Consider the following 23,137-nt stretch of genomic DNA (forward strand, 5'->3'; position numbering starts at 1 on the left):
TGATTTCCAGCCACCGGTGGGACGGTCGCTCCAGAAGGCGGCCGGTGCCGCACGAGTTGACGCTTCGTCACCCGGGTGGCGGCGGCCTCTCCATGAGCACCGCCGCCCCGTGTCGATCCGACCGGCGGCGGACCGCCGGTCCTCAGGGGGAGCCCTTTTCATGCGCGTTCAGCGTTCCACCGCCCTGACGGCGGCCGTGCTCGGCCTCGTTCTTCTGAGCGGGTGCCGGACCGACGACGTCGAGGGCGTTCCCGTCGCCCCGTCCGGCTCCGCGTCCGTCGCGGAGTCGACCGCGAGCGCCGAGCCCGCGGAGACCGGAGAGAGCGACCCGATCCCCGACGCGGCCGGGCGGCGCGTGGTCGACGCGGCGACGGCGGGCGGCCTGTCCAGGGCGACCGGCGCGGGGGCGCCGAGCGACGTGGTCATCGACCCGGGCGAGATGCGGGACGGCATGAACCTGGTGATGAACAACTACGCGCTCGCCGGCGGGGACCCCGTTCTCGTCGTCGCGGTGGACAACGTGCCGGAGGAGACCACCGAGCGGCGCGAACACCTCTGGCGGGGCATGCTCGAGCACATCGAGTGGGACTACGAGCTGGGCCGGCCCGAGGCCCAGCCGGTCGACGACGCGGGCCCGCTGGGCGGCTCCGTCGAGTGCATGCTGGCCTCGCTCGCCGAGGACGGCGACGTCGTCTGCGGCTGGGCCGACGACTCCACCGCCGGCGTGGCCCACTTCCCGAACAGCACCCTGCCGAAGGCGTCGGAACTGTTCGTCGCGATGCGGGCCGACCTGGAGAAGTGAGCCGGCGCTTCCCGGCGCCGCCCCCCGCGCGGCGCCGGGAAGCCCACTGGGACAGCGGCGCCGCACCCCGAGCTTCCCCCTGGGGCTCGAGGTGCGGCGCCGCGTGCCGTGCCCCGAGGATGCGGGCGCGCTCTGGGAGAACGCTGGGAAGCACCGCCGGAAACGGAAGGTCCACTTCCCAGCCGGTTCCCAGCGAACTCCCGGCCGTGCCCCCGTCTCTGTACCCCGAAGCGAGCCTGAACAGGGGGAACCACCCTCCCGCCTCCGTGCGTGTCCGGATAGCGACGCCGTTTCCGGCGTATACGACTGGTCTGGCACGCTTGCCTGCCATGAGAGGGGGTGGGGCATGTCAGAAGGGCTCCGCATCGGTGTTCTGGGCCCCATGACGGCCACGGTGGACGGCCGGGACGTGGCACTCGGCGGACCGCGGCAGCGTGCGGTGCTCGCCGTGCTGGTGGCGGCGCGCGGCCGGCTGGTCACCCAGGAGGCGCTGATCGCCCAGGCCTGGGACGAGCGGCGCCCCCCTTCCCCCGCCACCCTGCACTCCTACGTCGCCGCGCTGCGCAGGGCACTGGAGCCCGGCCGCGAGGCCGGACAGACCGCGGGCGTCCTGGTACGCGAGCACATCGGCTACGCCCTGCGGATCAGCCGGGAGGCCCTGGACGCGGAGCACTTCACCGTGCTGGCGGCGCGCGGCGAGGAGCTGCTGCGCGGCGGTGACGCCGAACGGGCCGCCACCGCGCTGGGCGAGGCCCTGGCCCTGTGGCGGGGACCGGCCTACGCCGAGTTCGAGGGGCACGCCTTCGCGGCACCCGAGAGTGCCCGGCTGCACGGCCTGCGCCTGTCCGCCCAGGAGAGCCTGTTCGCCGCGGAACTCGCCCGCGGACGGCATGCCGCGCTCATCGGCGACCTGGAGAAACACACCACCGAGGAGCCCCTGAGCGAGCGCGGCTGGGAACTGCTCACCCTGGCCCTGTACCGGTCGGGCCGTCAGGGCGACGCCCTGGCGGCCCTGCGCACCGCCCGCCGCACGCTCGCCGAGGAGCTGGGCATCGACCCCGGCCCCTCGCTGCGCCGGCTGGAGGCGGCGGTGCTGGCCCAGGACGACACCGCCGCTCCGCCCGTCCCCACCACGGACGGCGACCTCACGTACGGGACCGCCGCGGCGGGCCTCCCGCGGGGCCGCAACCTGCCGTTCGCGCTGACCGGACTCGTCGGGCGCGAGGACGAACGCGAGCGTGTCGCCGTGCTGCTCGAGGAGCACCGGCTGGTGACGCTGACCGGCCCGGGCGGTATCGGAAAGACCCGGCTGATGCTGGAGGTGGCGCATGCGCGCACCGACGAGGACGGGCCCTGGCTGGTGGAACTGGCGGATCTGGAGGAGCCCGATCCACAGCTGGTCGCCGTGAGTATCGCCGACGCGCTCGGCATCCGCGACGGGGCGAGCGCGGCCCGCCTGGCGGCGGTGCTGGGCGAGCGCAGGACGCTCCTGGTCCTCGACAACTGCGAGCATCTGCTCCCGGCCACGGCCGGGATCGTCGCGCAGTTGCTCTCCCGGTGCGGCGGGCTGCGGGTGCTCGTCACCAGCCGGGAGCCGCTGGGCATCACGGGTGAGGCGGTCTACGAGGTGCCGCCGCTGACCGCCGGGGCGGGCGGCGAGCTCTTCCTGGCCAGGGCCCGCGCCGTCGCGCCGGGCTGGGTGCCCGAGGAGAGCGACGTGGAGACGGCCGAGCGGATCTGCGAGGAGCTCGACGGCCTGCCCCTGGCCATCGAACTGGCCGCCGCGCAGTGCCGGATGCTGTCGGTCGAGCAGATCTCCAGGGCCCTGAACGACCGGTTCTCCGTGCTGGTGGGCGGCCCGGGGACCGGGCCGGCGCGGCACCGCGCGCTGCGGGCCGCGATGGAGTGGAGCTACCGGATGCTGGAGCGCCCGGAGCGGGAGACCTTCCACCGCCTCAGCGTGTTCGCGGGCTCCTTCGACCTGGACGCCGCCACCGCCGTCTGCGGCGGCCCGGTCCTCGCCGAGCTGGCCGCCCTGGTACGCAAGTCCCTGGTCACCGCGGAGACCGGCACCACCCCGCGCCGCTACCGGATGCTGGAGACGCTCAAGGAGTACGGCCGCAAGCAGGCCGACCCCGCCGACCTCGCCGCCGCCCAGGCCGCGCACCGCTCCTGGGTGCTGGCCCGCGCCGCGGCGGCCGCACGCTGGATGGAAGGCCCGCACGCGGCCCGCGCCACCGAGCAGACCACGCGCGACCAGCCGGAGATCCGGGTGGCGTTCACCTCGGCGCTGCTGGCCCGCGACGGTGCCTACGCACTCCAGCTCGGCGGCGCGCTCATGCGGTTCTGGTACCGCAGCGGCCATGTCGCCGAAGGGCTCGGCTGGCTGAGCGCCGCCCTCGAACTCACCCCGGAGGGCATGCCAGGCCCGCGGGCGCGCGCGCTGATCGCGACGAGCGCGCTGAACTACCTCAAGGGGGACTTCGCCACGGCCGCGCGGGCGGCGACGGACGCCGCCCGGCACGCCCGCGACGCGGGCGACACGGTGATCGAGGCGCAGGGGCTGTCCTACCGGGCACTGTTCGAGGGAATGGGCGGCACGCCGGGCACCGCGCGGCGGGCCGAGGCCGCGGTGGAGCTGGCCCGTATCTCGGGGGAGCCCTGGCTGGAGGCCGAGGCCCTCATGGTCCTCGGCATGCTGCTGCGCATCGACGGGGAGGGCGAGCGCGCCCGCGAGGTGCTGACCCACTCCCTCACCCTGGCCGTCGCCTGCGGGCACCGCTTCGTGCAGGCCTCGTCGTCCTGGCTGGTCATGAAGAGCGACCTCGACCTGGGCCGGGTCCGGCAGGCGCTCACGACGGGCCTCGCGACCCTGCGGGACCTGGAGGAGGACCAGGACGTCACCGGGTGGCTGGTCATCGCCCACACGACCGCCGCCGCCCTGGCGCTGGCCGGGCAGGCCGAGGAGGGGGCGCTGCTCCTCGGGGTCGTGGAGTCGCGCGCCGCGCGGGTGGGCTTCTCGCCGATGCTCATGGACCCGGTGGACGGCGCCCGGCAGAGCGCCCAGGTCCGTGAGGCCCTGCCGGCGCGCGAGCTGGCCCGCTGCCTGGAGCGGGGCGGACGGATGACGCCGGCCGAGGTGACGGCCCTGCTGGCCGGGCCGGCGGCCGACCGCGGGGAGTACGACGCCGCGGGAGCGGACCGCCGGTCCCACCGGGACAGCTCCTCGCCCGCCGACCTGTAGGGCACGCGTCGCCGCCCGGGGGCGCGGCGACCCGGTGGCCAGCCGGAACGCGCCCCGGACATGGGGGAGAAGGAAGGGAGTCGATCACCCAGCGGGGTGACGGTGACGACCGCACCGGGGCGTCGCCCCTGGCGCACGGCGCACGGCCGGCCAAGGCCCCATGGACTCCGGTCACCGCCCGGCGACCGCGCGGACCCGAGGGGCCCGCGCCCGCGCCCTACGGCACGCCCAGCTCGAACAGGACGTACCCCGCGTACGACCCGGAGGCCAGGGCCGCCGTGCCCAGCACCGTGATCAGCGCGGGCAGGCGCAGCCGGCGCAGTCCCAGGGCGACGGGGACGAACAGCGGGAACAGCGGCAGCAGGTAGCGCGAGACGTTGCCGAAGTACTGCTGGGTGCCCATCACCATCAGGTAGGACAGCACCGTGTACACCACCAGCACGGCCGGCGGGCGCAGCTGGGCGAGCACCACCGTCAGTACCGGAACCAGCAACACCACCCCGACACCGATGACGTCCTCGACGGGCATCGCGAAGTGGTAGTCGAAGTGGCCCACCGGGACCGAGGTGAGCACGTCCAGGCTGTGCCGGCCCCAGTCGAACTTGTGGGCCCACGCCTTGTCCTGGAGCTTGTTGTAGCCGCCCCAGTCGCCCATGCGGTAGCCGACCCAGGCGAGGTAGCCGACGGCGCCCAGCGGCGCGACGGCCACCGCGAACAGCGGCCTGCGCAGCTTCTCCTCGCGGCGGAGCACCGCGAGGAGCCCGGCGACGGCGATGGCGGCGACCAGGGTGACGGCGGTGGGCCGGGCGAGCCCGGCGGTGAACGTCAGCACTCCCGCGGTGAGCCAGCGGCGCGTCATGACGGCGTAGCAGGCCCAGGCGGCGAGAGCCGTGTACACGGACTCCGAGTACACCGCCCACTCCGCGCCGGAGCCGGGCCACACCGCCCACAGGCCGGCGGCGATCAGACCGGCCCGGCGCCCGCCCAGGTGGGCCGTCACGGCGTAGATCCCGAGCGCCGCGACGAACGAGCAGACGACGGAGACGGTCATCCCGGCCCCGTACGGACCGAGCCCCGTCACGTCGCACACCAGCCGCATCAGGGCCGGGTAGAGCGGGAAGAACGCCGCCGAGTTCCCCTTGAGGGTGATCATGCCCGTGGCGCCGGGGACCGGCTCCAGCGCGGGGTCGTAGCCGTTGAGGACGATCTGCTGGTACCACCAGCCGTCCCAGCTGCCGAGGACGTCCCAGGGATGCTCGCCGCCGCCGAAGCGCAGGTGCTTGTCGCGGAAGTCGCCCGCCGAGTCCAGCAGATACATGAAGACGGCGAAGCCCGCCAGCTTCAGGACCCCGTACGTCGCGAGGACGGGGCCCCAGTGCGCGGCGGCGCGGCGCAGCCGCTCCCGGTGAGCCGGCTCCGCCGGAAGCGGGTCCGCGGGCGCGGCGGGGGGCGGCGGGGTCAGATCGTCCGGGTCGGTCCGAACGGTGCTCATCAGTCGGAGGGTCCTGTCGTACGGCGGGAGCGTCGGCCGGGGAACACCCAGGCCCGGAACAGCAGGAAGCGCAGCAGCGTGGCCGCCAGGTTGGCGAGCACCAGCACGACCACCTCCACCTGCGGGTTCGCGTCCGGAGCGGTGCGGTGCAGAACCACCAGCGAGCCGCTGGTGAGGGTGAGACCGACCAGGAAGGCCGCCAGGCCCTTGAGCTGGTGCCGCAGCATGCCGCCGCGTCCCCGCACCCCGAAGGTGAGCCTGCGGTTCGCGGCGGTGTTGGCGACCGCGCTGGCCAGCAGGGCGAAGGCATTCGCGGCCTGGGCTCCGGCCGTGGGCCGCAGGGCCGCGTAGAGCAGCAGGTAGCAGACGGTGCTGGCGACACCCACCGCCGCGAACCGCATCAGCTGGCTCACCAGACGGGGCGGCAGGTCCGCGGTCCGGTCCAGGTCGGTGGGGCGGCGCAGCGCGGTCAGTGGCAGCCGGCCGCAGGCCAGGGCGCGCCCCAGCCGGACGATGCCCCGGAGGTCCGCGAGCGCCGTGGCGAGGATGTCGACACGGCTGTCGGGGTCGTCCACCCAGTCGACCGGAACCTCGTGGATGCGCAGCCCGGCCCGCTCGGCGATCACCAGCAGTTCGGTGTCGAAGAACCATTCCCGGTCCTGCACCAGCGGCAGCAGCCGCTCGGCCACGTCCCGCCGCACCGCCTTGAACCCGCACTGCGCGTCGGAGAACCCCACGGCGAGGGTGCCGCGCAGCAGCCCGTTGTAGCAGCGGGAGATGAGCTCCCGCTTCGTGCCGCGGACCACGCGCGAACCACGGGCCAGCCGGGTGCCGATCGCGATGTCCGAGTGCCCGGAGATCAGTGGCGCCACCAGCGGCAGGAGCGCCGCGAGGTCGGTGGACAGATCCACGTCCAGATACGCGAGCACGGGGGCGGTGGACCGGGACCAGGCCGTGTGCAGCGCCCGGCCGCGGCCCTTCTCGTCCAGCCGTATCCAGTCCGTCCCCGGCAGCTCCCCGACCAGGCGCGCGGCGATCCGCGGAGTGCGGTCGGTGCTGGCGTTGTCGGCGATGGTGATGCGGAAGGGGTACGGGAAGGTCTCCGCGAGATGCGCGTGCAGCCGCCGGACGCACGGTTCGAGGTCGTTCTCCTCGTTGTACACGGGGACGACCACGTCCAGCACGGGCTCCGGGTGGTGCGCGGGCAGCGGCGCGCGACTCGGCAGGGCGGCGAGTGACGCGGAGGCGGGCGGGGACGGGGCGGGTATGTGGCGGTCGAGCGGTGTCGACCGCCTCACGGTTCTCATGGCTGGGTCACGGTCTCTTTCCGGCGGACGACATGGACGACCTCCTGGTGCGGAACATCCAGACGGTACCTGTGGCATTTCGGTGCTGAGCGGTCCGGGTCCCTGCCTCCTAGTCGCTCGCGGGCGCCGTCGTGGTTCTCCCGTGCTCGGGAACCGTGGCGGAGGGCGGGGCGGACGTCCCGGTTCCGCCGCGCGCGGGCGCCGTGGTGGCGCTGCCGGGCGTCGTGGCGGGGGCCGACGGTGTCATGGAGGTGACCGGTGGCGTCGTCGAGGGGGCCGACGGGGGAGGCGACGTGCTCGGACCGCGGCTCGGGGCCGGCCCGGTGGCCGGCGGGACGGCGCGTTCCGTCGGGCTGGCCGCCGGCGCCGGCAGGTGATCGGCGGGCCCGGGCCCGGACCCGGCCCCAGGACCGGGCAGCAGGGCGAGCCCCACGCTGATCCCGGCCACCGCGAGCGCCGAACCGCCGGCCCGCCAGAGCGCCCGTGCCCGGTGCCGGGCGCGGACACCCTCGTACAGGCGCGCCCGGTGACGGGACTCGAAGGCGGCCTGCTGACGGCCGTCGCGCATCATGCGCGCCAGTTCCCGCTCGAAGTCGTCCATCGCCTCTCCCTCACCCCACCGGCCTGACGGCGTCGGACAGGATCTGCCGCAGCCGCGCCACACCGCGCGACGCGTGCGACCGTGCGGTGCCCACCGGACAGCCCAGTGCCTGCGCCACCTGCGCCTCGGGCAGGTCCTCGCAGTAGCGCAGCACCACCGCCGCCCGCTGCCGCGGCGACAGCAGGGCCAGCGCGGCCTCCAGCCGCGAGCGTTCGGCGACGACCGACGAGACGTCGCCGGGCTCCGGCCGGTCGGGCAGTTCACCCACCGGCCGCTCACCCCACCAGCGCCGCCGTGCCGAACGGGCCGCCAACCGCACGAGCACCCGCCGGACGTACGCCTCCGGTGCCTGCTCGGCGACCTTCGGCCAGGCGAACCACAGCTTCACCAGGGCCTCCTGCACCAGATCCTCGGCACGCTGCCGGTCGCCGCCGGTGAGGAGGCGCGCGACATGGAGCAGCGCCGGCCAGCGCGCGGCCACGAACTCGTCGAAGCCGTCGGCCCGAAACCGCTCCATTCCCACCGCTGTCACCGCCCCGCGTCCGTGCTCCCCTTGCACTGGGAGAAAGACGCTGGACCACCCCCCACGATGCGGTCCGGCCCTGTGATCCACCTCACCCGCGCCGGGAGGCCGCGCGGGCATGCCGAAGGGCGGGTCACGAACCCCTCACGCGCGACGGCGCGACGGTGGGCTCGTGACCCGCCCCGGAAGGACCCGCGAGCGGGGTCGGTGGTGGTGCCGGCTCCGTTCGGGGCCGGCACCGTCATCCCTGCGTCCTGAGCCGAACGACGGCCCCTAGGTGCGGCGGTCGCCCTTCGGCTTGCCCCGTTGGTCCGGGGTGCCGTGCGGCGGCGGGCTGAACGGTTGGGGGGAGGTGGCGGGCGAGACGGGCGAGCCGCCGTGGCCCTCGCCCTGTTCGGGCCGCACGGCGCCGGGGTCGCCGGACGTGGGCTCGGCACCCGACCGCAGCTGCTCCAGCCGCGCCGTCAGCACCTCGGTCACCGGGAGGCGGTCGGCGTGCGAGCGCTCGTACGCCAGCAGTTCCTCGACCTCCTCCGCGGACAGCGACCGCACCCGGCTCTCCAGGCCGCCCAGCGGCAGATGGTCGTAGTCGGGCAGCGGCAGGGTGTTGCGGGCAGGATCGGCCATGGTTCTCACTTCCCTGTGTTACGACGTCTGCGGGGCCCGCCGGACGTCCGCCGGCGCGCCCGGGTCAGCGGCTGCCCGGCCCGCCGCTGCCGAAGGAGCCGCTGCTGCCCTCGTCCCAGCGGGGGCGCTCCTGCGAGGCGCCGGTGCGGGTCCCGGCGTTGCCGTGGCCCTTCAGCTCGTGCGGCGTCAGACGGTGGTCGCTTCTGGGCACCTCGTCGGCCTCCCGCTGCTCCCGGACCTCGCGGACCGGGCCGCCCTCGGGCATCCGGGGCTGCTCCTCGGGGCGTGGCCGCCGTGAGTCCCGCCGCCTGACGCGCCGGCTGCCGAGCGCGAAGGCGCCGATCAGCAGCGCCACGACCACGAGACCCGCCACCACGAGCCCGATACCGACGCCGCCCCGGCTCGCGGCGAGGTCGGCCGTCTCCATCCAAGAGGTATTGGTCATGGGTCGCGGGTACCCCCGGTCCCCCCGATGAACCGACTCGCCGCAGGGCGTGACGAGCACCGGCGACGGCGGGTTTGACCGCGCGGGGCCGGGGCTACCCGCGCGGTGTGACGACGACATCCCAGGAGGAGCTGTTCCGGTTCCTCGAGGACCGCTTCGCCTGCGCCCAGGCGTGCACCGAGTGTGCGCGTGCCTGCGCGCTCCGCGCGAGCCTCGTGGACCCCGACGGCGGAGAGCAACAGGAACTCGTACGGCGCAAGGGCATCATGTGCGCGGAGGTCTGCGACGCGACCTGCCGAGTGCTGTCCGAGCAGAATCAGGTGGACGAGGCGACGATCCGCGTCCAGGTGGAGTGGTGCCGGCAGGTGTGCCTGGAGGGCGCGCAGGTCTTCGACACCCAGCCGGACGCGGAGCGCACGGCCGAGGCGTGCCGTGAGTGCGCGAAGGCCTGCACGGAGTTCCTCGCCACGCTGAACTGACGGACGCCGCGGTGCGTGCCGGGCGGTGCACGGGTACGCCCGCGCCCGCGCAGCGCCCGTGCACCGGCGTGCCCGCGTTCGCGCACCGGCGTGCCCGCGTCCGCCGGGGAACCGGCCCGGAGGGGTCCGCAGGCGAGCCCGCGGCGTTGGCACCGCGGCGCGCTCGGCACCGTACCCAGGCGGGCGGTATGTCGCCATACTGGACGGGCCAGGGGAGGGCGCGGCGGACAGTGACGGGGGCGTGCGGGGGAGATGGGGGACATCGGGCTGATCCACGGCCGGTACCGGCTGCTGGATCCGATCGGGCGCGGCGGCATGGGAGAGGTGTGGCGGGCGCGCGACGAGTCGCTGGGTCGGCACGTGGCGGTGAAGCGCCTGAAGCCGCTCGGCCGGCACCATGACGAGTCGTCCGGCCGGGTGCTGCGCGAGCGGTTCCGCCGTGAGGCCCGGGTGGCGGCGGCCCTGCAGCACCGCGGGATCACGGTGGTGCACGACTTCGGCGAGTCCGACGGCGTGCTGTACCTGGTCATGGAGCTGCTCCGGGGCCGCAACCTCAGCCGGCTCCTCGAGGACAACAAGCACGATCCGCTGCCGGTCGACGAGGTCGTGGGGATCGCCGAGCAGGTCGCCGCGGCCCTGGCCTACACCCACGACCAGGGGGTGGTCCACCGGGACCTGAAGCCCGCCAACATCGTGCGGCTCGACGACGGCACCGTGCAGATCTGTGACTTCGGCATCGCCCGCCTCGGCCACGACATCGGCTTCGCCTCACGGCTGACCGGCACCGGCATCGCGCTGGGCACCCCGCACTACATGTCCCCGGAGCAGATCGGCGGCGACGAGGTCGACCGGCGCAGCGACCTGTACTCCTTCGGGTGCGTGCTGTACGAACTGGCCACCGGTGTACCGCCGTTCGACCTCGACGACGCCTGGGCGATCCTTTTGGGCCACCGGGACACACCTCCCCCGCCCCCGCGCCGCCGTCGCGTGGACCTGCCCGAGCCGCTGGAACGGGTCATCCTCGACCTGCTGGCCAAGGAACCCGGCCGACGTCCGGACAACGCCCGCGAGGTGGCCGACCGGCTCGCCGCGCTGCGGACGCCCTCGGCACCCGTGTCCGCGGCCGCGGCCCGCCCGCCGTCCACCGCCGCGGCTGAGCGGACGCGCCGGCTGCCGTCCTGGACCCGCGGCATGACCTCCGGGCACGAGGCGGCCGGCACCGCGGTGGGCACCGCGCCGCCCGGCCCCGTGGCCGGCCTGTCCGCGGAGTGGATCGCGCGCCCCGCGACCGGCCGGAGCGAGGAGCCCGCACCACGGGAGCGGCCCACCCCGCCGCCCGAGGCACTGACCGCACTGGCCGGGCGGCACCACGCGGGACTCGGCCTGGGAAGGCTCGGCCGCTGGGCGGAGGCGGGGGAGGTGCACCGGGCGGTGGCCGCCGGGCGCGAGCACCTGCTCGGCCCGGACCACCCCGACACCCTCGCCAGCCGCTACGAGGTCGCCTTCACCCTCAGCCGCACCGGCCGCGCCGCCGACGCGCTGGCCGTGTACGAACAGGTGGCCGGGGCCCGCATCCGCACGCTCGGTGCGGACCACCCCGACACCCTGGCCGCCCGGCAGGAGATGGCGTACGCCCTCGCCCGGTCGGGCCGCCCCTTCGACGCGCACCAGGTCTACCTGTCGGTGCTCGCCGCCCGGGAGCGCACCATGGGGCCGGACCATCCCGACACACTGCGCTGCCGGCACAACCTCGCCTTCAACCTCGGCAGGCTCGGCCGCCTGGAGGACTCGTACGCCATGGCGTGCCAGGTGGCCGCCGCCCGTGCCCGCGTCCTCGGGCCCGAGCATCCCGACACCCTCGTCACCCGCTTCGAGGTCGCCCACGCCCTGGGCCGGCTGGGCCGCTGGACGGAGGCCCTGGAGAGGTACCGCGAGGTCGCCGAGGCCCGCACCGGGGCGCTCGGACCGGATCACGTCGACACCCTCGCCGCCCGCCACGAGGTCGGCATCGGCCTCGGCCGGCTGGGCCGCACCGGGCAGGCCCTGGAGCTCTACCGGGAACTGGTCCGGGACCGCACCCGGGTCCAGGGCCACGACCACCCCGACACGCTGCGCGCCCGGCACGGGACCGGCGTCAACCTCGGCAGGCTCGGCCGCTGGAAGGAGGCGCTGGCCGAGTCCCGTGAGGTGTGCGTCCTGCGCGCACGCGTCCTCGGCGCCGACCATCCGGACACCCTGGTCAGCCGGCGCGAGGTCGCCGTCGGCCTGGGCCGGCTGGGCCGCTGGGCGGACGCGCTGACCGAGTACCGCCGGGTCACCGCGGTCCGCGAGCGGGTGCTCGGCGCCGGCCACCCCGACACCCTCGCCGCCCGGGACGACGAGGCCCACTGCCTGGAACGGCTCGGCCGGGGAGCCGAGGCCGCCGAGCTGTACCGCACAGTGGCCGCACAACGGCAGCAGCGGGCCGCCGGACGTCCGTGACGTCACGGGCGGCCCGGCCCGCCGTGCACGCTCTGGCCGATCCGGATCACCGCGTGCTACCCAAGAACCATGACCGCACCCGAGGGATCCAGGAGCTACGACGCCGTCATCGTCGGCGCGGGCCACAACGGCCTGGTCGCCGCCGCCTACCTGGCCCGGGCCGGGCGCTCCGTGCTGGTGCTGGAGCGGCTGGACCACACCGGCGGGGCGGCGGTGTCCACCCGGCCGTTCACCGGCGTCGACGCCCGGCTGTCGCGGTACTCCTACCTGGTCAGCCTGCTGCCCGCGAAGATCGTGCGGGACCTGGGGCTGGACTTCCGGGTGCGCGCCCGCACCGTCTCCTCCTACACGCCCACCGAACGCGACGGTCGGCCCACCGGGCTGCTCGTCGGCGGCGGCGAGCAGCGGACCCGCGCGGCGTTCGCCCGGCTCACCGGCTCCGACCGCGAGTACCGGGCCTGGCGGCGCTTCCACGGCAGGACCGGCCGCGTCGCCGAACGGGTCTTCCCCACGCTCACCGAGCCGCTGCCCACCCGGGAGGAACTGCGCCGCACCATCGACGACGAGGACACCTGGCGCATGCTGTTCGAGGAGCCGATCGGCGTCGCCGTCGAGCGGCACTTCACCGACGACCTGGTGCGGGGCGTGGTCCTCACCGACGCGCTCATCGGCACCTTCGCCGACGCCCACGACCCCTCGCTGGTCCAGAACCGCTGCTTCCTCTACCACGTCATCGGCGGCGGCACCGGTGCCTGGGACGTGCCCGTCGGCGGCATGGGCGCCCTCACCGACGCGCTCGCCGACGCCGCGCGCCGTGCCGGCGCCGTCATCGCCACGGGCCACGAGGCGGTACGCGTCGACACCGACGGCCGCACCGCCGAGGTCACCCACCGCACGGCCCACGGCGAGGGCGTCGCCGTCGCCCGCCACGTCCTGGTCAACGCCTCCCCGCAGGAACTGGCGAGGCTGACCGGGGACGCGCCCCCCGAACCGGCCGAGGGCGCCCAGCTCAAGGTGAACATGCTGCTCGAGCGGCTGCCGCGGCTGCGCGACGCCTCCGTCGACCCGCGCGAGGCCTTCGCCGGGACCTTCCACGTCGCCGAGGGCTACGAGCAACTGGCCGCCGCTCACGACCAGGCCGCCGCCGGTGACCTGCCCGCCGCCCCGCCCTGCGAGATCTACTGCCACTCGCTGACCGACCCCACGATCCTCGGCCCCCACCTCGCCGCACGGGGCTGCCAGACACTCACCCTGTTCGGCCTGCACACCCCGGCGCGGTTGTTCGAGCGGGACAACGACGCCGTGCGCGAGGAACTCCTCGTCTCGACGCTCGCCCAGTTGGACGCCCATCTGGCCGAGCCGCTCGCCGACTGCCTCGCCACCGACGCGGACGGGCGACCGTGCATCGAGGCCCGGTCCCCGCTTGACCTGGAGCGCGACCTGAGACTGCCCGGCGGCAACATCTTCCACCGTCCACTCGCCTGGCCCCACGCCCAGGACGGCACCGGCCGCTGGGGCGTGGAGACCCGGCACGCCAACGTACTGCTGTGCGGCGCCGGCGCGGTGCGCGGCGGCGGTGTGAGCGGAGTACCGGGCCACAACGCGGCCATGGCGGTGCTGGAGACGACGGCGGGAGGCTGACGCCCGCCCGACCGCCACGGCGCCCCGAACCGGCTCAGCCGGTCTCCCGGGTCCACCCCGTCGCCCGCACGCGCGCCGCGTCCGCCGGGCGCGCCCCGTCGAAGAGGACACCGCCGGCCGTCTCGACCCGCACCGCGTCGACGTAGGCACCACGCCCCACGTACAGCCGGTCCGTCGTGTACCGCCAGCGCAGGGCGAGGTCCCGCGCGGCCGGCAGCGCGGCGGCCAGCCGGTGCCAGACCCGGCCCGAGAAACCGCTGACCGTGCCCGAGGGGTGCTCCTCGGGGTCGGCGCCCCGGCGGGCCGTGGTGAACGGCACCGGCCGCCAGGTCGTTCCGCCGTCCGCCGTGGCCTCCAGCACGAGCACGTCGGAGCGCGGCTCGGTGTCCCACCACAGGGCGCAGCGCAGGCGCGCGGTGCCGGACGACGTGTCCAGCGTGGGCAGTTCCAGCGTCGCGTCGGCCGAACCGGCCATCCCCGAGAACCACGCGGTACGGCCCCGCGCGGGACGCACCGGCACCGCACGGGCCAGCCGGTTCGCGACGGCCACGCGCGGAGCGGACCCCGATCGCCAACTGCGCACCGGGTGCACCGAGTTGCCGAGCAGGACCAGGAACGAGTCGGTGGTCGGATCGAGCACCAGGGACGTTCCGGTGAATCCGGTGTGGCCCGCGCTGCGCGGCGTCGCCATCGCTCCCATGTACCAGTGCTGGTTCAGCTCGAAGCCCAGACCGTGCTCGTCCCCGGGGAAGGCGGTGTTGAAGTCGGTGAACAACAGTTCGACGGACCGGGGTTCGAGGATCCGTACCCGGCCGTACGCCCCGCCGTTGAGCAGCGTCCGCCCGAGGACGGCCAGGTCCCACGCACAGGAGAACACCCCCGCGTGGCCCGCGACGCCGCCCAGGCTGCAGGCGTTCTCGTCGTGCACCTCGCCCCACACCAGGCCCCGGTCGAGACCCGACCACGGTCTGCGGGCGTCCTCGGTGGCGGCGATCCTCGGTCTCCACGACAGGGGCGGGTTGTAGCGCGTGCCCTCCATGCCGAGCGGGCCGGTGATCTCCTCGTGCAGCAGGGTGTCCAGGGTGCGGCCGGTGACCTCCTCCAGGACCAGCTGCAGCGAGATCAGGTTCAGGTCGGAGTACAGGTACGCCGTGCCCGGTGCGGTGACCGGAGCCTCGTCCCAGATGAGCCGCAGCCGCCCTTCGTGCGTCGGAGCGTCGTACAGCGGGAGCCAGGCGCGGAGCCCCGAGGTGTGGGTGAGCAGCTGGCGGATGGTGATGTCCTGTTTGCCCGCGCGGCCGAAGTCCGGGAGGTGCGCCGCGACCTTCCCCTCCAGCTCCAGCGCCCCCCGCTCGATCTGCTGCACGGCCAGGAGCGAGGTGAACAGCTTGGACACCGAGGCCAGGTCGAACACGGTGTCCTCGGCCATCGGGATCTGCTGCTCGGCGGGGAACTCGATGCCCGTGTCGGTCCGCTCGTCGTACGCCCGGTAGCGCACCGCCATGCCGATGGGCCGGTGCAGCGCCACGGTCCCGCCGCGTCCGGCGAGCAGCACGGCGCCCGCGTACCAGGGGCGCCGGGGCGAAGGAGCGAGGAACGCCTCGGCGTCGGTGACGAGGTGACGCAGGTGCTCGGGAAGCAGTCCGGCCCGCCCGGCGGAGCCGTGCCGCAGCGTCGTGCGGCCACTGCCCGGCGGGGCCGCCGCTGCCGTGCCGACCGGCAGCGAGGCGAAGGCGAAACCTCCGCCCAACGCCGCCGCGCCCCGGTTCAGTTGGCGCCGGGTGATTCCTCTCGCTCCCTCGTCCGTCATGCAGTCCTCCCGGGTCGGGGCCCGCGGTCTGAAGGATTCTTTCGGGATCTCCGTGCCGGAATGAAACTTTCCTGTCAGGCGTGCGGCGTGTCAATGGGGCGCGCGCCCTCCGCGTACGGACCGCATCCGACGGGTCGTCACACAGCGCTGCCGCCAAACCGTCGGCGCGGCGGGACCCGCCCGGTGACGCACCGGACGGGTCCCGCGGACGGCAACCCCGACGGGGGCTCAGCGTTCGCGCACACGCACCACCCTCAGCACCGGGGAGGACCGGATCTCCTCCTCGCAGAACCGGGACGTCACCCACCGCTCGTCCGAGAACAGCCGGGTCTGGTCGGCGTGGTGGGGCGAGTACGGGTTCGAGGACTGCGAGTACGTCAGCAGCGTCCTGGCCACCGGGCAGCGCCCGCCGCCCCAGCCGACGGCCTGGACGTAGCTCGAGCCCGTGGACACCTCCGTGTACCCGCGCGCCGGGTCCCAGACCGGCTCGATCTTGTTCCACACGCCCAGCGACTCCGTACCGCCCGGAACGGGGACCGGCGCACCGCCGCGCACCACGAACTGGTGCTCCCCGAGCCGGGAAGCGAGCGGGATCCCGGCCGCCCGCAGCTCGGTGACGGCGTCCGCGAGCGCCGTGGCGAAGCCCGGCGCCGCCGTGTCGAGCCCGCGCGGCGTGCCGACCGGGTCGGCGGGCGAGAACGGCACCTTCCACAACCGCGCCGCCGGCACCGCCGACGTCAGCCTGCGCCAGAACCGGTCGAAGAGCAGCGCGCCCCGGCTGCCGGTGTCCATGGTGCGGTCCCACGCGGCGAGCACGTCGCACGCCTCCCGCACGTCGGCGCCCTTGCCGTCACTGCCCGTCGCCGTACCGCCCGGCAGCGCGGCACACGCCCGCGCCACGTCCCACGCGGCGAGGTCGGCGGCCGGCACACGGTTGGCGAACTGCTGCCGCTGGAGGTCGCGCACGGTCAGACCGCCCCGCTCCGCCATGCCGGCGACGTCCTCGATCGCACCCCGCGTCCGCATCGACCGCTGGGTGCCGATCGTGCCGAAGATCCGCTCGTAACCGGTCAGCGGCCGGTCCGCGTTGGACAGCCATGCGCTGTCGTTGGAGTTCTCCGCGTACGGGGCGTCCCGCAGCGTCGGCATCCTGGCTGGACCGAAGATCCCCGGCTGCACGGCGCCGGGATCGCCGCCGAGCGCGCAGTCGGCGCGCGAGCCGTCCAGGACCGCCAGCCCGGACGCGGGGTAGGTTGCCCTGCCCAGCGGGGTGGAGCAGCGCTGTGCCAGCTCGTCGGTGATCCGGGGGAGCACCTGGGACTGGGTGAACAGGGTGCCGCCGCGCGCGTCGGCCGCGATCGTGTTCACCCACGGCAGCCCCTGGGTGCGCCGCAGCGAGGCGAGGACGTCGCCGACGTCACGGGCGGTGCCGAAGCCGAGCCCGGTGTCGGAGGCGCGCAGGTTGCCGGCGTTGGGATCGTGGAGCGCGTACGCCGTCGTGGGCGTCCAGGGCAGCGGGAGCGAGGGGCCGAGCGAGGTGACCACGGGGCCGTAGCGGGTCCACCACTGGGTCCGGGTGACCGGGGCGCCGTTCGTCACCGGCACGGTGACGGTGCGCTTGCGCATCCGCTCCGGCCTGCCGTCGGCCCGATACACCGTCGGGTCGGACGGATCGAGCGTCAGCTGGTGCAGGTTGAGCGGGACACCGGTGGCCACGGTGTGGCTCCAGGCCACACGGGCGTTGTGACCGATGGACACCGTCACCGTGCCGAGGAGCGAGCCGCCCGACACGTTCAGCTTCCCGGGGATCGTCTGCTGGGCCTGCCAGAAGCGGCGACCGCCCTGCCAGGGGTAGTGCGGGTTGCCGAGCAGCAGGCCGCGGCCGTTCGCCGTGGTGGCGCCGCTGAAGGCGACCGCGTTGGAGCCCATGCCGGCACCGTCGCCGGAGAACAGCTCGCGCGCGGCCCGCGCGGTCCTTCCGGCGGAGGTGCCGCGCACGCCGGATCCGCCGGAGGCCGTGGTCCCGGCCGCCGCGTCCGAGGCCGCGGACGCACCGTTCGCAGCGCCGTCCGCGGCCGTCGGTGGCTGCGCGGCCGTGATGCCGTCCACGGCCCGGCCCTGCCCGCCGAGCACGGCGAGGGCCAGCCCGCGCGCCGCCACGTCCTGCACGGTCACCGGATGGACCCACGCGGCATCCCGGCAGGCCGGATCGGTGATCCGGTTCTGCCGCAGCCAGGCGTTGTAACCGGCGGCGAAGCCCGACATCATCTCCTTCGCCGCTCGGCTCGGGCCCCGCGGGGCCGGCTGCGCGAGCAGCCTTTCCACAGTGCGGGAGTCCCGCACCCCACGGAAGTACAGGTCGCTGGAGAGGTTCGTGGTCGCCGAGGACAGCGAGAAGCCGGGAGCCTTCTCGGGCCCGAGGAAGCGCGAACGGTCACCGCGCACGGTCAGGAAGCCGTCGGCGAGCGTGCACACCTGGTCGGCGGCCTGCGCCCAGCCGGTGCCGAAGCCGAGGCTCTCGTGATCCTCGGCGACGATGTGCGGTATGCCGTACTCGGTGTAGCGGATCACGGCGGACAGACCACCATCGGCCGGCCGCTCCCGGCGATCACCGTGCCGCTCGGCCGCCGTGGCCGGAAGCGTGGCGCCCGCGGTCAGCAGCACCACGGCCGCGACGCCGAGCCGTCTCAGGCGGATGCGCATCGTGTCTCCCAACGTCACTGGGGGAAGAAGCGGTTGAGCGTATCAGCGGATATTTCGCCCGTCAGTGCCACGTCCCGAACGTTTCTGACGCCCTTCCGGTGCTCGACCCGGGCCCTTACTTCCGCCCCCCCGGGAGCCTGCCCCCGCCCCGCCCGGCGTCTTGACCCTCCACGGCAGGGGAACCGAGGATCGTCCGTCTCCACCCGGGAACTGTCCCGCAACGTCGGCGGCAAGATCCTGAAACGCGCACTGCGCGAGCGCTTCGGCAGGTCGGCACCCCCAGCACCCCCAGCACTCCCCGCTGCGGCAGGGACCTGCCGACGCGAGCGCCTCCCGGGAGAACGCCGTTGCGTGCCGGCACGGTCGCGCCCGAGGATCGGCGGTATGCCCAACTTCATTGCCCAGGACGGGACCCGGCTCGCCTACCACGTGCGGGGCCGGGGAGAGCCGCTGGTCGTGCTGCCCGGGGGCCCGATGCGGGCCAGTGCCTATCTCGGTGGCCTCGGCGGGCTCGACGCCCACCGGCGGCTGATCCTTCTCGATCTGCGCGGCACGGGACGGTCGCAGGAACCGGCGGACCCGGCCACGTACCGCTGCGACCGCCTCGTCGACGACGTGGAGGACCTGCGCGTGCACCTGGGCCTCATGGACATGGACGTGCTGGCGCACTCGGCCGGAGGCAGCCTCGCGATGCTGTACGCGGCGCGTCACTCCGAGCGCGTGGCGCGCCTCGCCCTGATCGCCGCGAACCCCTGGGCGCTGGGCACGCCGGCGACGGCCGAGCAGCGGTTGGCGGCGGCCCGGCTGCGCTCGGACGAGCCGTGGTTCGCGGACGCCTTCCCGGCGTTCGAGGCCTGGCTGTCGGGCGCCGCCGGATTCGACCCCGTGATCGCCCCCTTCTTCTACGGACGCTGGGACGACGCGGCCCGGGCGCACGACGCCCGGGGCGACGAGGAGACCAACGAGGAGGCGGCCGACCGCTACGGCTCCGAGGGCGCCTACGACCCGCCCGCGACCCGAGCCGCGCTGGCCCGCCTCGAGGCCGCAGTCCTCGTCCTCGCGGGCGAACTCGACGGCGGCCCCCGTCCCGAGGTGGCCCGCCGCACCGCCGCTGCCTTCCCCACGGCGGAGTTCGCCGTGCAGCCGGGGGCCGGGCACTACCCGTGGCTGGACGAACCCGCCTGGTTCGTGCGCCGGGTCACCGCCTTCCTCGACGGCCGCGGCTGAATCCCCGACACCCCCGACACTCCGGACATCCCGGCGTCCGGGCGTCCGTGGTGCCCGTGGCGTCCGGATGTCCGGCACCGGGAACGCGGCGTCCGACGCGCGCTCACCCCGTCGGCGACGCGGTCGCCCCCGTGCCGCCGCCCTGCGGACCGTACGCCCTCATGAAGCGGTCGCGGAACTTGTCCATGCCCCAGCGCGGAGCGTCCGGCGCGGGCTTCAGACCCTCGGTCCAGCCCCAGCCGGCCACCCGCTCCAGCACGCTCCGGTCGCGCGCGACGATCGTGACCGGCACGTCCTTGCCGGCGTTCCCACCGGTGACGGTGGGCACCGGCTGGTGGTCCCCGAGGAAGACCAGGACCGTGTTCATGTCGCCGTACCGCTCGACCCACTCGGTCAGACTGCGCACCGAGTACTCGATGGCCCGCCGGTACTCGGTGCGCACCCGCTCCGGGTCCTTCCAGACCTCCTTGGGGTTCGTGCCCTCCTTCTTGATCTCGTGGAACACCGAGCCGTCCCCCAGGTCGTCCCAGTCGATCATGCGGGCGAGGGGGGACCAGGGGTTGTGGCTGGAGGCCAGGATGATCTCCGCCATGATCGGCCGCCGGTCCTTCCTGCCGTGCTCCAGACGCTCGAAGGCCTCCAGGCTGAACTGGTCCGGCACCGGCGTCCAGCTGAAGTACGGCCCGTGGTAGCCGAGGTGCTCGGAGTCGTAGATGTGGTCCAGGCCGAAGAACTTCCCCTCCGGCCAGGCCCGCCGCACCCCTGGCACGATGCCGACCGTGCGCCAGGCGCCGGACTTGCGGAAGTAGTTGGTCAGCGTCATGCGGTCGCTGGTGGTGAGACTGCGGTACCGCTGCTGGTTCTTGATCCACAGCCCGGACAGGAACGTCGAGTGCGCGAGCCAGCTCCCCGCTCCCGTCACCGGCGACTCCAGCCAGCCGCTGCGTGCGGTGAACCCGGCGGCCTTCAGCCGGGCGGTGCCCTCCTCGAGCGCCGCCCCGACCGGTTCCGCCATCGCCGGGTCGTCGATCGCGACCCGCCCGTAGCTCTCGATGAAGGTGAACAGGACGTCCTTGCCGCGCAGTCCGGTGAGCAACCGGTCGGGCGGGGTTTCCGCGAAGGCGTCGACCGCCGCCTGCCGCTCGAAGATCCGCCCGTCGCGCAGGCCCGCGCGCACCTGGTCGACCCGGTTCTCGAGCAGCTCCGCGTTGCCCTTGGTGGCCACCGGCATGCCGCCGAACCGCAGGCCCAGGGTCACGCACGTGATCCACACGACGCCGAGGATCAGCGTGGTACGGGCGGCGACGGGACGGTGACGTACCATCAGGCCGGTCAGCCGCACCGCGGCCAGCGTCATCAGCACCAGCACGGCGGCGAACAGGACGATGACCCCGATCACGGCGAGCACCTGCCCGCTGCGGCCGAACGACTCCCGGACGAAGTCCGCCGCGTCGTCGAGCAGGATCCAGTCCAGCACCAGGTCGAAGGGCCGGGCCAGCACCTGGTAGAAGCCCATGTCGACGACCTTCAGGACGGTCAGCAGCCCGAGGAGGATCCCGGAGACCACCGCCGCGACGCGCCGGGGCCGCGGCGGCAGCGCGAGCAGCAGCGTAGCGAGCAGGACGCCCTCGGCCGGAATGCGCACGAACGCGTCGAAGGTGAGCCGCTCGACACGGTTCGGCAGCAGCAGCGCGAACAGCAGGAGCGCTCCCGCCAGGACGGTCGTCCCCACGGTCACCCCCCGGGCCGTGCGGGGCCACCGGTGGCGCCAGCCGAACCAGCCGCGCGGACCGGAGCCCGGCGCCCGCTCGGCGGCGCTGTCGTCCGTGTCCGGAGCGTCGGTCGTGTTGGCGTCGGGTGCGTTGTCGTCCGTGTCCGGAGCACGGTCGGTGTTGGCGTCGGGTGCGTTGTCGTCCGTGTCCGGGGCACGGTCGGTGTTGGCGTCGGGTGCGTTGTCGTCCGTGTCCGGGGCACGGTCGGTGTTGGCGTCGGGTGCGTTGTCGTCCGCGTCCGGGGCACGGTCGGTGTTGGCGTCGGGCGGGCTGTCGTCCGCGTCCGGGGCACCGTCCGGGTCCGCTGCGCTCCCGTTGGTGTCCGGCAGCTGACGGGAGCGAGTGAAGAGCGACACCCGGCGGTCCTTCCGTGCGGTCCTGCGATGGCATGGCAAACCGGGCCCGGGACGGGCCTGCCCCCACCAGTACGGCCCGACGTCGCCCTCCGTTCAACACCTTCCGTCCGCGATCCACCCGTCCGCCGCGCCAAGGGACCGCTCACACGGCCTGTCGGGGCCCGGTGCCGATCGCTAGGCTGGCCGCGGACGACGACATCGGGAGGAGCACGGACGTGGCCGAGAGCACCACCCAGCAGCGCCCGCTCACGGGCTGGGACAAGCCGGACCTGGACCTCAGCAACGCGCAGTGGCAGTCCAGCAGCCGCGGCCTGGGAGATGTCCAGATCGCCTTCGTGGAAGGGTTCATCGCCATGCGCAACAGCGCCCGCCCGCAGAGCCCCTCGCTGATCTTCACCCCGGACGAGTGGGGCGCGTTCGTGTCGGGGGCCCGGGAGGGTGAGTTCGACCTGACCTGAGCCCTGCCGCGGAGGAGTCCGCACCGGCCGCCGCCCCCGCGAGGGGTGCATGCCGTTCCGGCGGGTGTTCCCTCCGATTTTCCGGACACGCGACCTGGAGCGCCTTCGCGGTGTCACGCCTGAGCCAGGCTGACCTTCGAAGGTGAAGGTCGCATAGGAGGCGAGGAACATGAGCACCCAGCCGGTAGTCGCCGCGGTCGACGGCTCGGACGACAGTCTGCGCGCCCTGGAATGGGCCCTGGACGCCGCACGCGGGCGCGCGGTTCCGCTGCGCGTGGTGCACGTACGCCAGTACGCCGCCTGGGCCCAGCCGGAGATCCTGGCCGCCGGGCCGCCCGACCCCGACGAGGACCCGGTGCTCGACCGCGTCCGCGATCACCTCAAGGGGCGTGGCGACCTCCCGGCCGTCGAGTACGCCGCCCTGGAGGGCGCCCCCGGCGCGGTCCTGCCCGAGCTCGGGGCCACCGCCGCACTGCTGGTGCTCGGCTCCCGCGGCCGCGGCGGCTTCGCCAGCCTGCTCCTCGGGTCCAACTCCATGGCCGCCGCCCGTGACGCCGAATGCCCGGTCGTGGTGGTACCTCGGCCCGGCAAGGAGGTCGACGCCGAGCCGGCCGCCGAGCCGGGGCGGCGAGTGGTCGTCGGCCTGAACGCCGACAGCCCCGACGAGGCCACCCTCGACTTCGCCCTCACCGAAGCCGCCCTGCGGGGCGCCCGGCTCGTGGTGGTCGCCGCCTACCCGTGGCCCCTCCAGACCTGGATGCTGCCCGGGGAGATGCCCCAGCCGCAGATCGACCAGGACGCCGTCGAGCACGAGACCCGCACCCTCGCCGAGGGCTTCCTCGCCCACCACCGCGAACGGCACCCCGAGGTCGCCGTCGAGACCCGCGTGACCCCGGGCGACGCGGCCGGACACCTCGTCGCGGCCTCCAGGGGCGCCGAACTCGTCGTCGTCGGCCGCCACCGGCGCCGGCTGCTGGCCCCCGCACGCATGATGGGCTCCGTCACCCAGGCGGTCCTCCTCCATGCCGCGAGCCCCGTCGCCGTCGTCCCGCCGACCCCGCCGGAGGAGTAGCGGCCGCCACCGTGGCTGTTCGCCGTGACCATCCGCCGTTCCGCGCAGGGCAGTTCCTCGCCGGGCGGCCGCGCACCGGGTGCCGGGAGGTGGCCGG

General features: G+C 74.6%; 17 protein-coding genes. 8 read left to right on the forward strand and 9 right to left on the reverse strand.

All coding sequences use genetic code 11. The annotated features are described in order from the left end of the window. Positions 1-160 precede the first annotated feature (160 nt). Both ACFYOV_RS26420 and ACFYOV_RS26425 read left to right on the forward strand, forming a co-directional pair. Positions 161-802 carry a hypothetical protein gene (locus ACFYOV_RS26420; RefSeq protein ID WP_389091445.1) on the forward strand — a complete coding sequence of 214 codons (642 nt, stop codon included), beginning with the start codon at positions 161-163 and terminating at the stop codon, positions 800-802. Between the two features lie 346 nt (positions 803-1,148). Further along, entirely contained in the window at positions 1,149-4,046 is a 2,898-nt protein-coding gene (locus tag ACFYOV_RS26425; protein WP_389091447.1) for a BTAD domain-containing putative transcriptional regulator, read from the forward strand. A gap of 217 nt (positions 4,047-4,263) precedes the next feature. Here ACFYOV_RS26425 and ACFYOV_RS26430 read toward each other — a convergent pair whose 3' ends face one another. From ACFYOV_RS26430 to ACFYOV_RS26455, 6 genes are all read right to left on the reverse strand, one after another. Further along, complete coding sequence (locus tag ACFYOV_RS26430; protein WP_389091449.1) at positions 4,264-5,538, reverse strand: hypothetical protein; 1,275 nt, start codon at positions 5,536-5,538, stop codon at positions 4,264-4,266. Then, positions 5,538-6,845, reverse strand: a complete 1,308-nt coding sequence (locus ACFYOV_RS26435) for a glycosyltransferase (protein ID WP_389091451.1) — start codon at positions 6,843-6,845, stop codon at positions 5,538-5,540. The genes ACFYOV_RS26430 and ACFYOV_RS26435 overlap by 1 nt, the downstream gene beginning before the upstream one ends. A 109-nt stretch (positions 6,846-6,954) precedes the next feature. Further along, positions 6,955-7,446: a cellulase gene (locus tag ACFYOV_RS26440; RefSeq protein ID WP_389091453.1), complete on the reverse strand. Its 492-nt coding sequence runs from the start codon at positions 7,444-7,446 to the stop codon at positions 6,955-6,957. A 10-nt stretch (positions 7,447-7,456) separates the two neighbouring features. Further along, positions 7,457-7,963: a SigE family RNA polymerase sigma factor gene (locus tag ACFYOV_RS26445; protein WP_389091455.1), complete on the reverse strand. Its 507-nt coding sequence runs from the start codon at positions 7,961-7,963 to the stop codon at positions 7,457-7,459. A gap of 279 nt (positions 7,964-8,242) precedes the next feature. Beyond that, positions 8,243-8,596, reverse strand: a complete 354-nt coding sequence (locus tag ACFYOV_RS26450) for a hypothetical protein (protein WP_389091457.1) — start codon at positions 8,594-8,596, stop codon at positions 8,243-8,245. Positions 8,597-8,660: 64 nt separating this feature from the next. Beyond that, positions 8,661-9,041 (reverse strand): DUF6479 family protein, encoded by a 381-nt coding sequence (locus ACFYOV_RS26455; RefSeq protein WP_389091459.1) that lies wholly within the window; start codon positions 9,039-9,041, stop codon positions 8,661-8,663. A gap of 107 nt (positions 9,042-9,148) precedes the next feature. Here ACFYOV_RS26455 and ACFYOV_RS26460 point away from each other — a divergent pair, with 107 nt between their 5' ends. The 3 genes from ACFYOV_RS26460 to ACFYOV_RS26470 all read left to right on the forward strand — a co-directional run bounded on the left by ACFYOV_RS26460 (position 9,149) and on the right by ACFYOV_RS26470 (position 13,642). Continuing rightward, positions 9,149-9,520 carry a ferredoxin gene (locus tag ACFYOV_RS26460; RefSeq protein WP_389091462.1) on the forward strand — a complete coding sequence of 124 codons (372 nt, stop codon included), beginning with the start codon at positions 9,149-9,151 and terminating at the stop codon, positions 9,518-9,520. A gap of 252 nt (positions 9,521-9,772) precedes the next feature. Continuing rightward, positions 9,773-12,001, forward strand: a complete 2,229-nt coding sequence (locus tag ACFYOV_RS26465) for a tetratricopeptide repeat protein (RefSeq protein ID WP_389091464.1) — start codon at positions 9,773-9,775, stop codon at positions 11,999-12,001. Positions 12,002-12,070: 69 nt separating this feature from the next. After that, on the forward strand, positions 12,071-13,642 hold the full coding sequence (locus ACFYOV_RS26470) for a phytoene desaturase family protein (RefSeq protein WP_389091465.1): 1,572 nt from the start codon (positions 12,071-12,073) through the stop codon (positions 13,640-13,642). A 34-nt stretch (positions 13,643-13,676) separates the two neighbouring features. Here ACFYOV_RS26470 and ACFYOV_RS26475 read toward each other — a convergent pair whose 3' ends face one another. Then, complete coding sequence (locus ACFYOV_RS26475) at positions 13,677-15,452, reverse strand: serine hydrolase (protein WP_389091468.1); 1,776 nt, start codon at positions 15,450-15,452, stop codon at positions 13,677-13,679. 228 nt (positions 15,453-15,680) lie between these two features. Next, positions 15,681-18,155, reverse strand: coding sequence for a penicillin acylase family protein (locus ACFYOV_RS26480; protein ID WP_389091470.1), 2,475 nt, complete (start codon positions 18,153-18,155; stop codon positions 15,681-15,683). Positions 18,156-18,539: 384 nt separating this feature from the next. Here ACFYOV_RS26480 and ACFYOV_RS26485 point away from each other — a divergent pair, with 384 nt between their 5' ends. Continuing rightward, a complete protein-coding gene (locus ACFYOV_RS26485; protein ID WP_389091473.1) occupies positions 18,540-19,382 on the forward strand; it encodes an alpha/beta fold hydrolase in 843 nt (280 codons plus the stop codon). 103 nt (positions 19,383-19,485) lie between these two features. Here the strand turns inward: ACFYOV_RS26485 and ACFYOV_RS26490 are convergent, their stop codons facing one another. Then, positions 19,486-21,510 (reverse strand): sulfatase, encoded by a 2,025-nt coding sequence (locus tag ACFYOV_RS26490; RefSeq protein WP_389091476.1) that lies wholly within the window; start codon positions 21,508-21,510, stop codon positions 19,486-19,488. A gap of 215 nt (positions 21,511-21,725) precedes the next feature. Between ACFYOV_RS26490 and ACFYOV_RS26495 the strand changes: the two genes are divergently transcribed. Both ACFYOV_RS26495 and ACFYOV_RS26500 read left to right on the forward strand, forming a co-directional pair. Beyond that, positions 21,726-21,968 carry a DUF397 domain-containing protein gene (locus ACFYOV_RS26495; RefSeq protein ID WP_389091478.1) on the forward strand — a complete coding sequence of 81 codons (243 nt, stop codon included), beginning with the start codon at positions 21,726-21,728 and terminating at the stop codon, positions 21,966-21,968. 169 nt (positions 21,969-22,137) lie between these two features. Further along, entirely contained in the window at positions 22,138-23,040 is a 903-nt protein-coding gene (locus ACFYOV_RS26500; protein WP_389091480.1) for a universal stress protein, read from the forward strand. Positions 23,041-23,137: the final 97 nt, after the last annotated feature.

It is taken from the genome of Streptomyces sp. NPDC005931 (assembly GCF_042871235.1).
Taxonomy (GTDB): domain Bacteria; phylum Actinomycetota; class Actinomycetes; order Streptomycetales; family Streptomycetaceae; genus Streptomyces.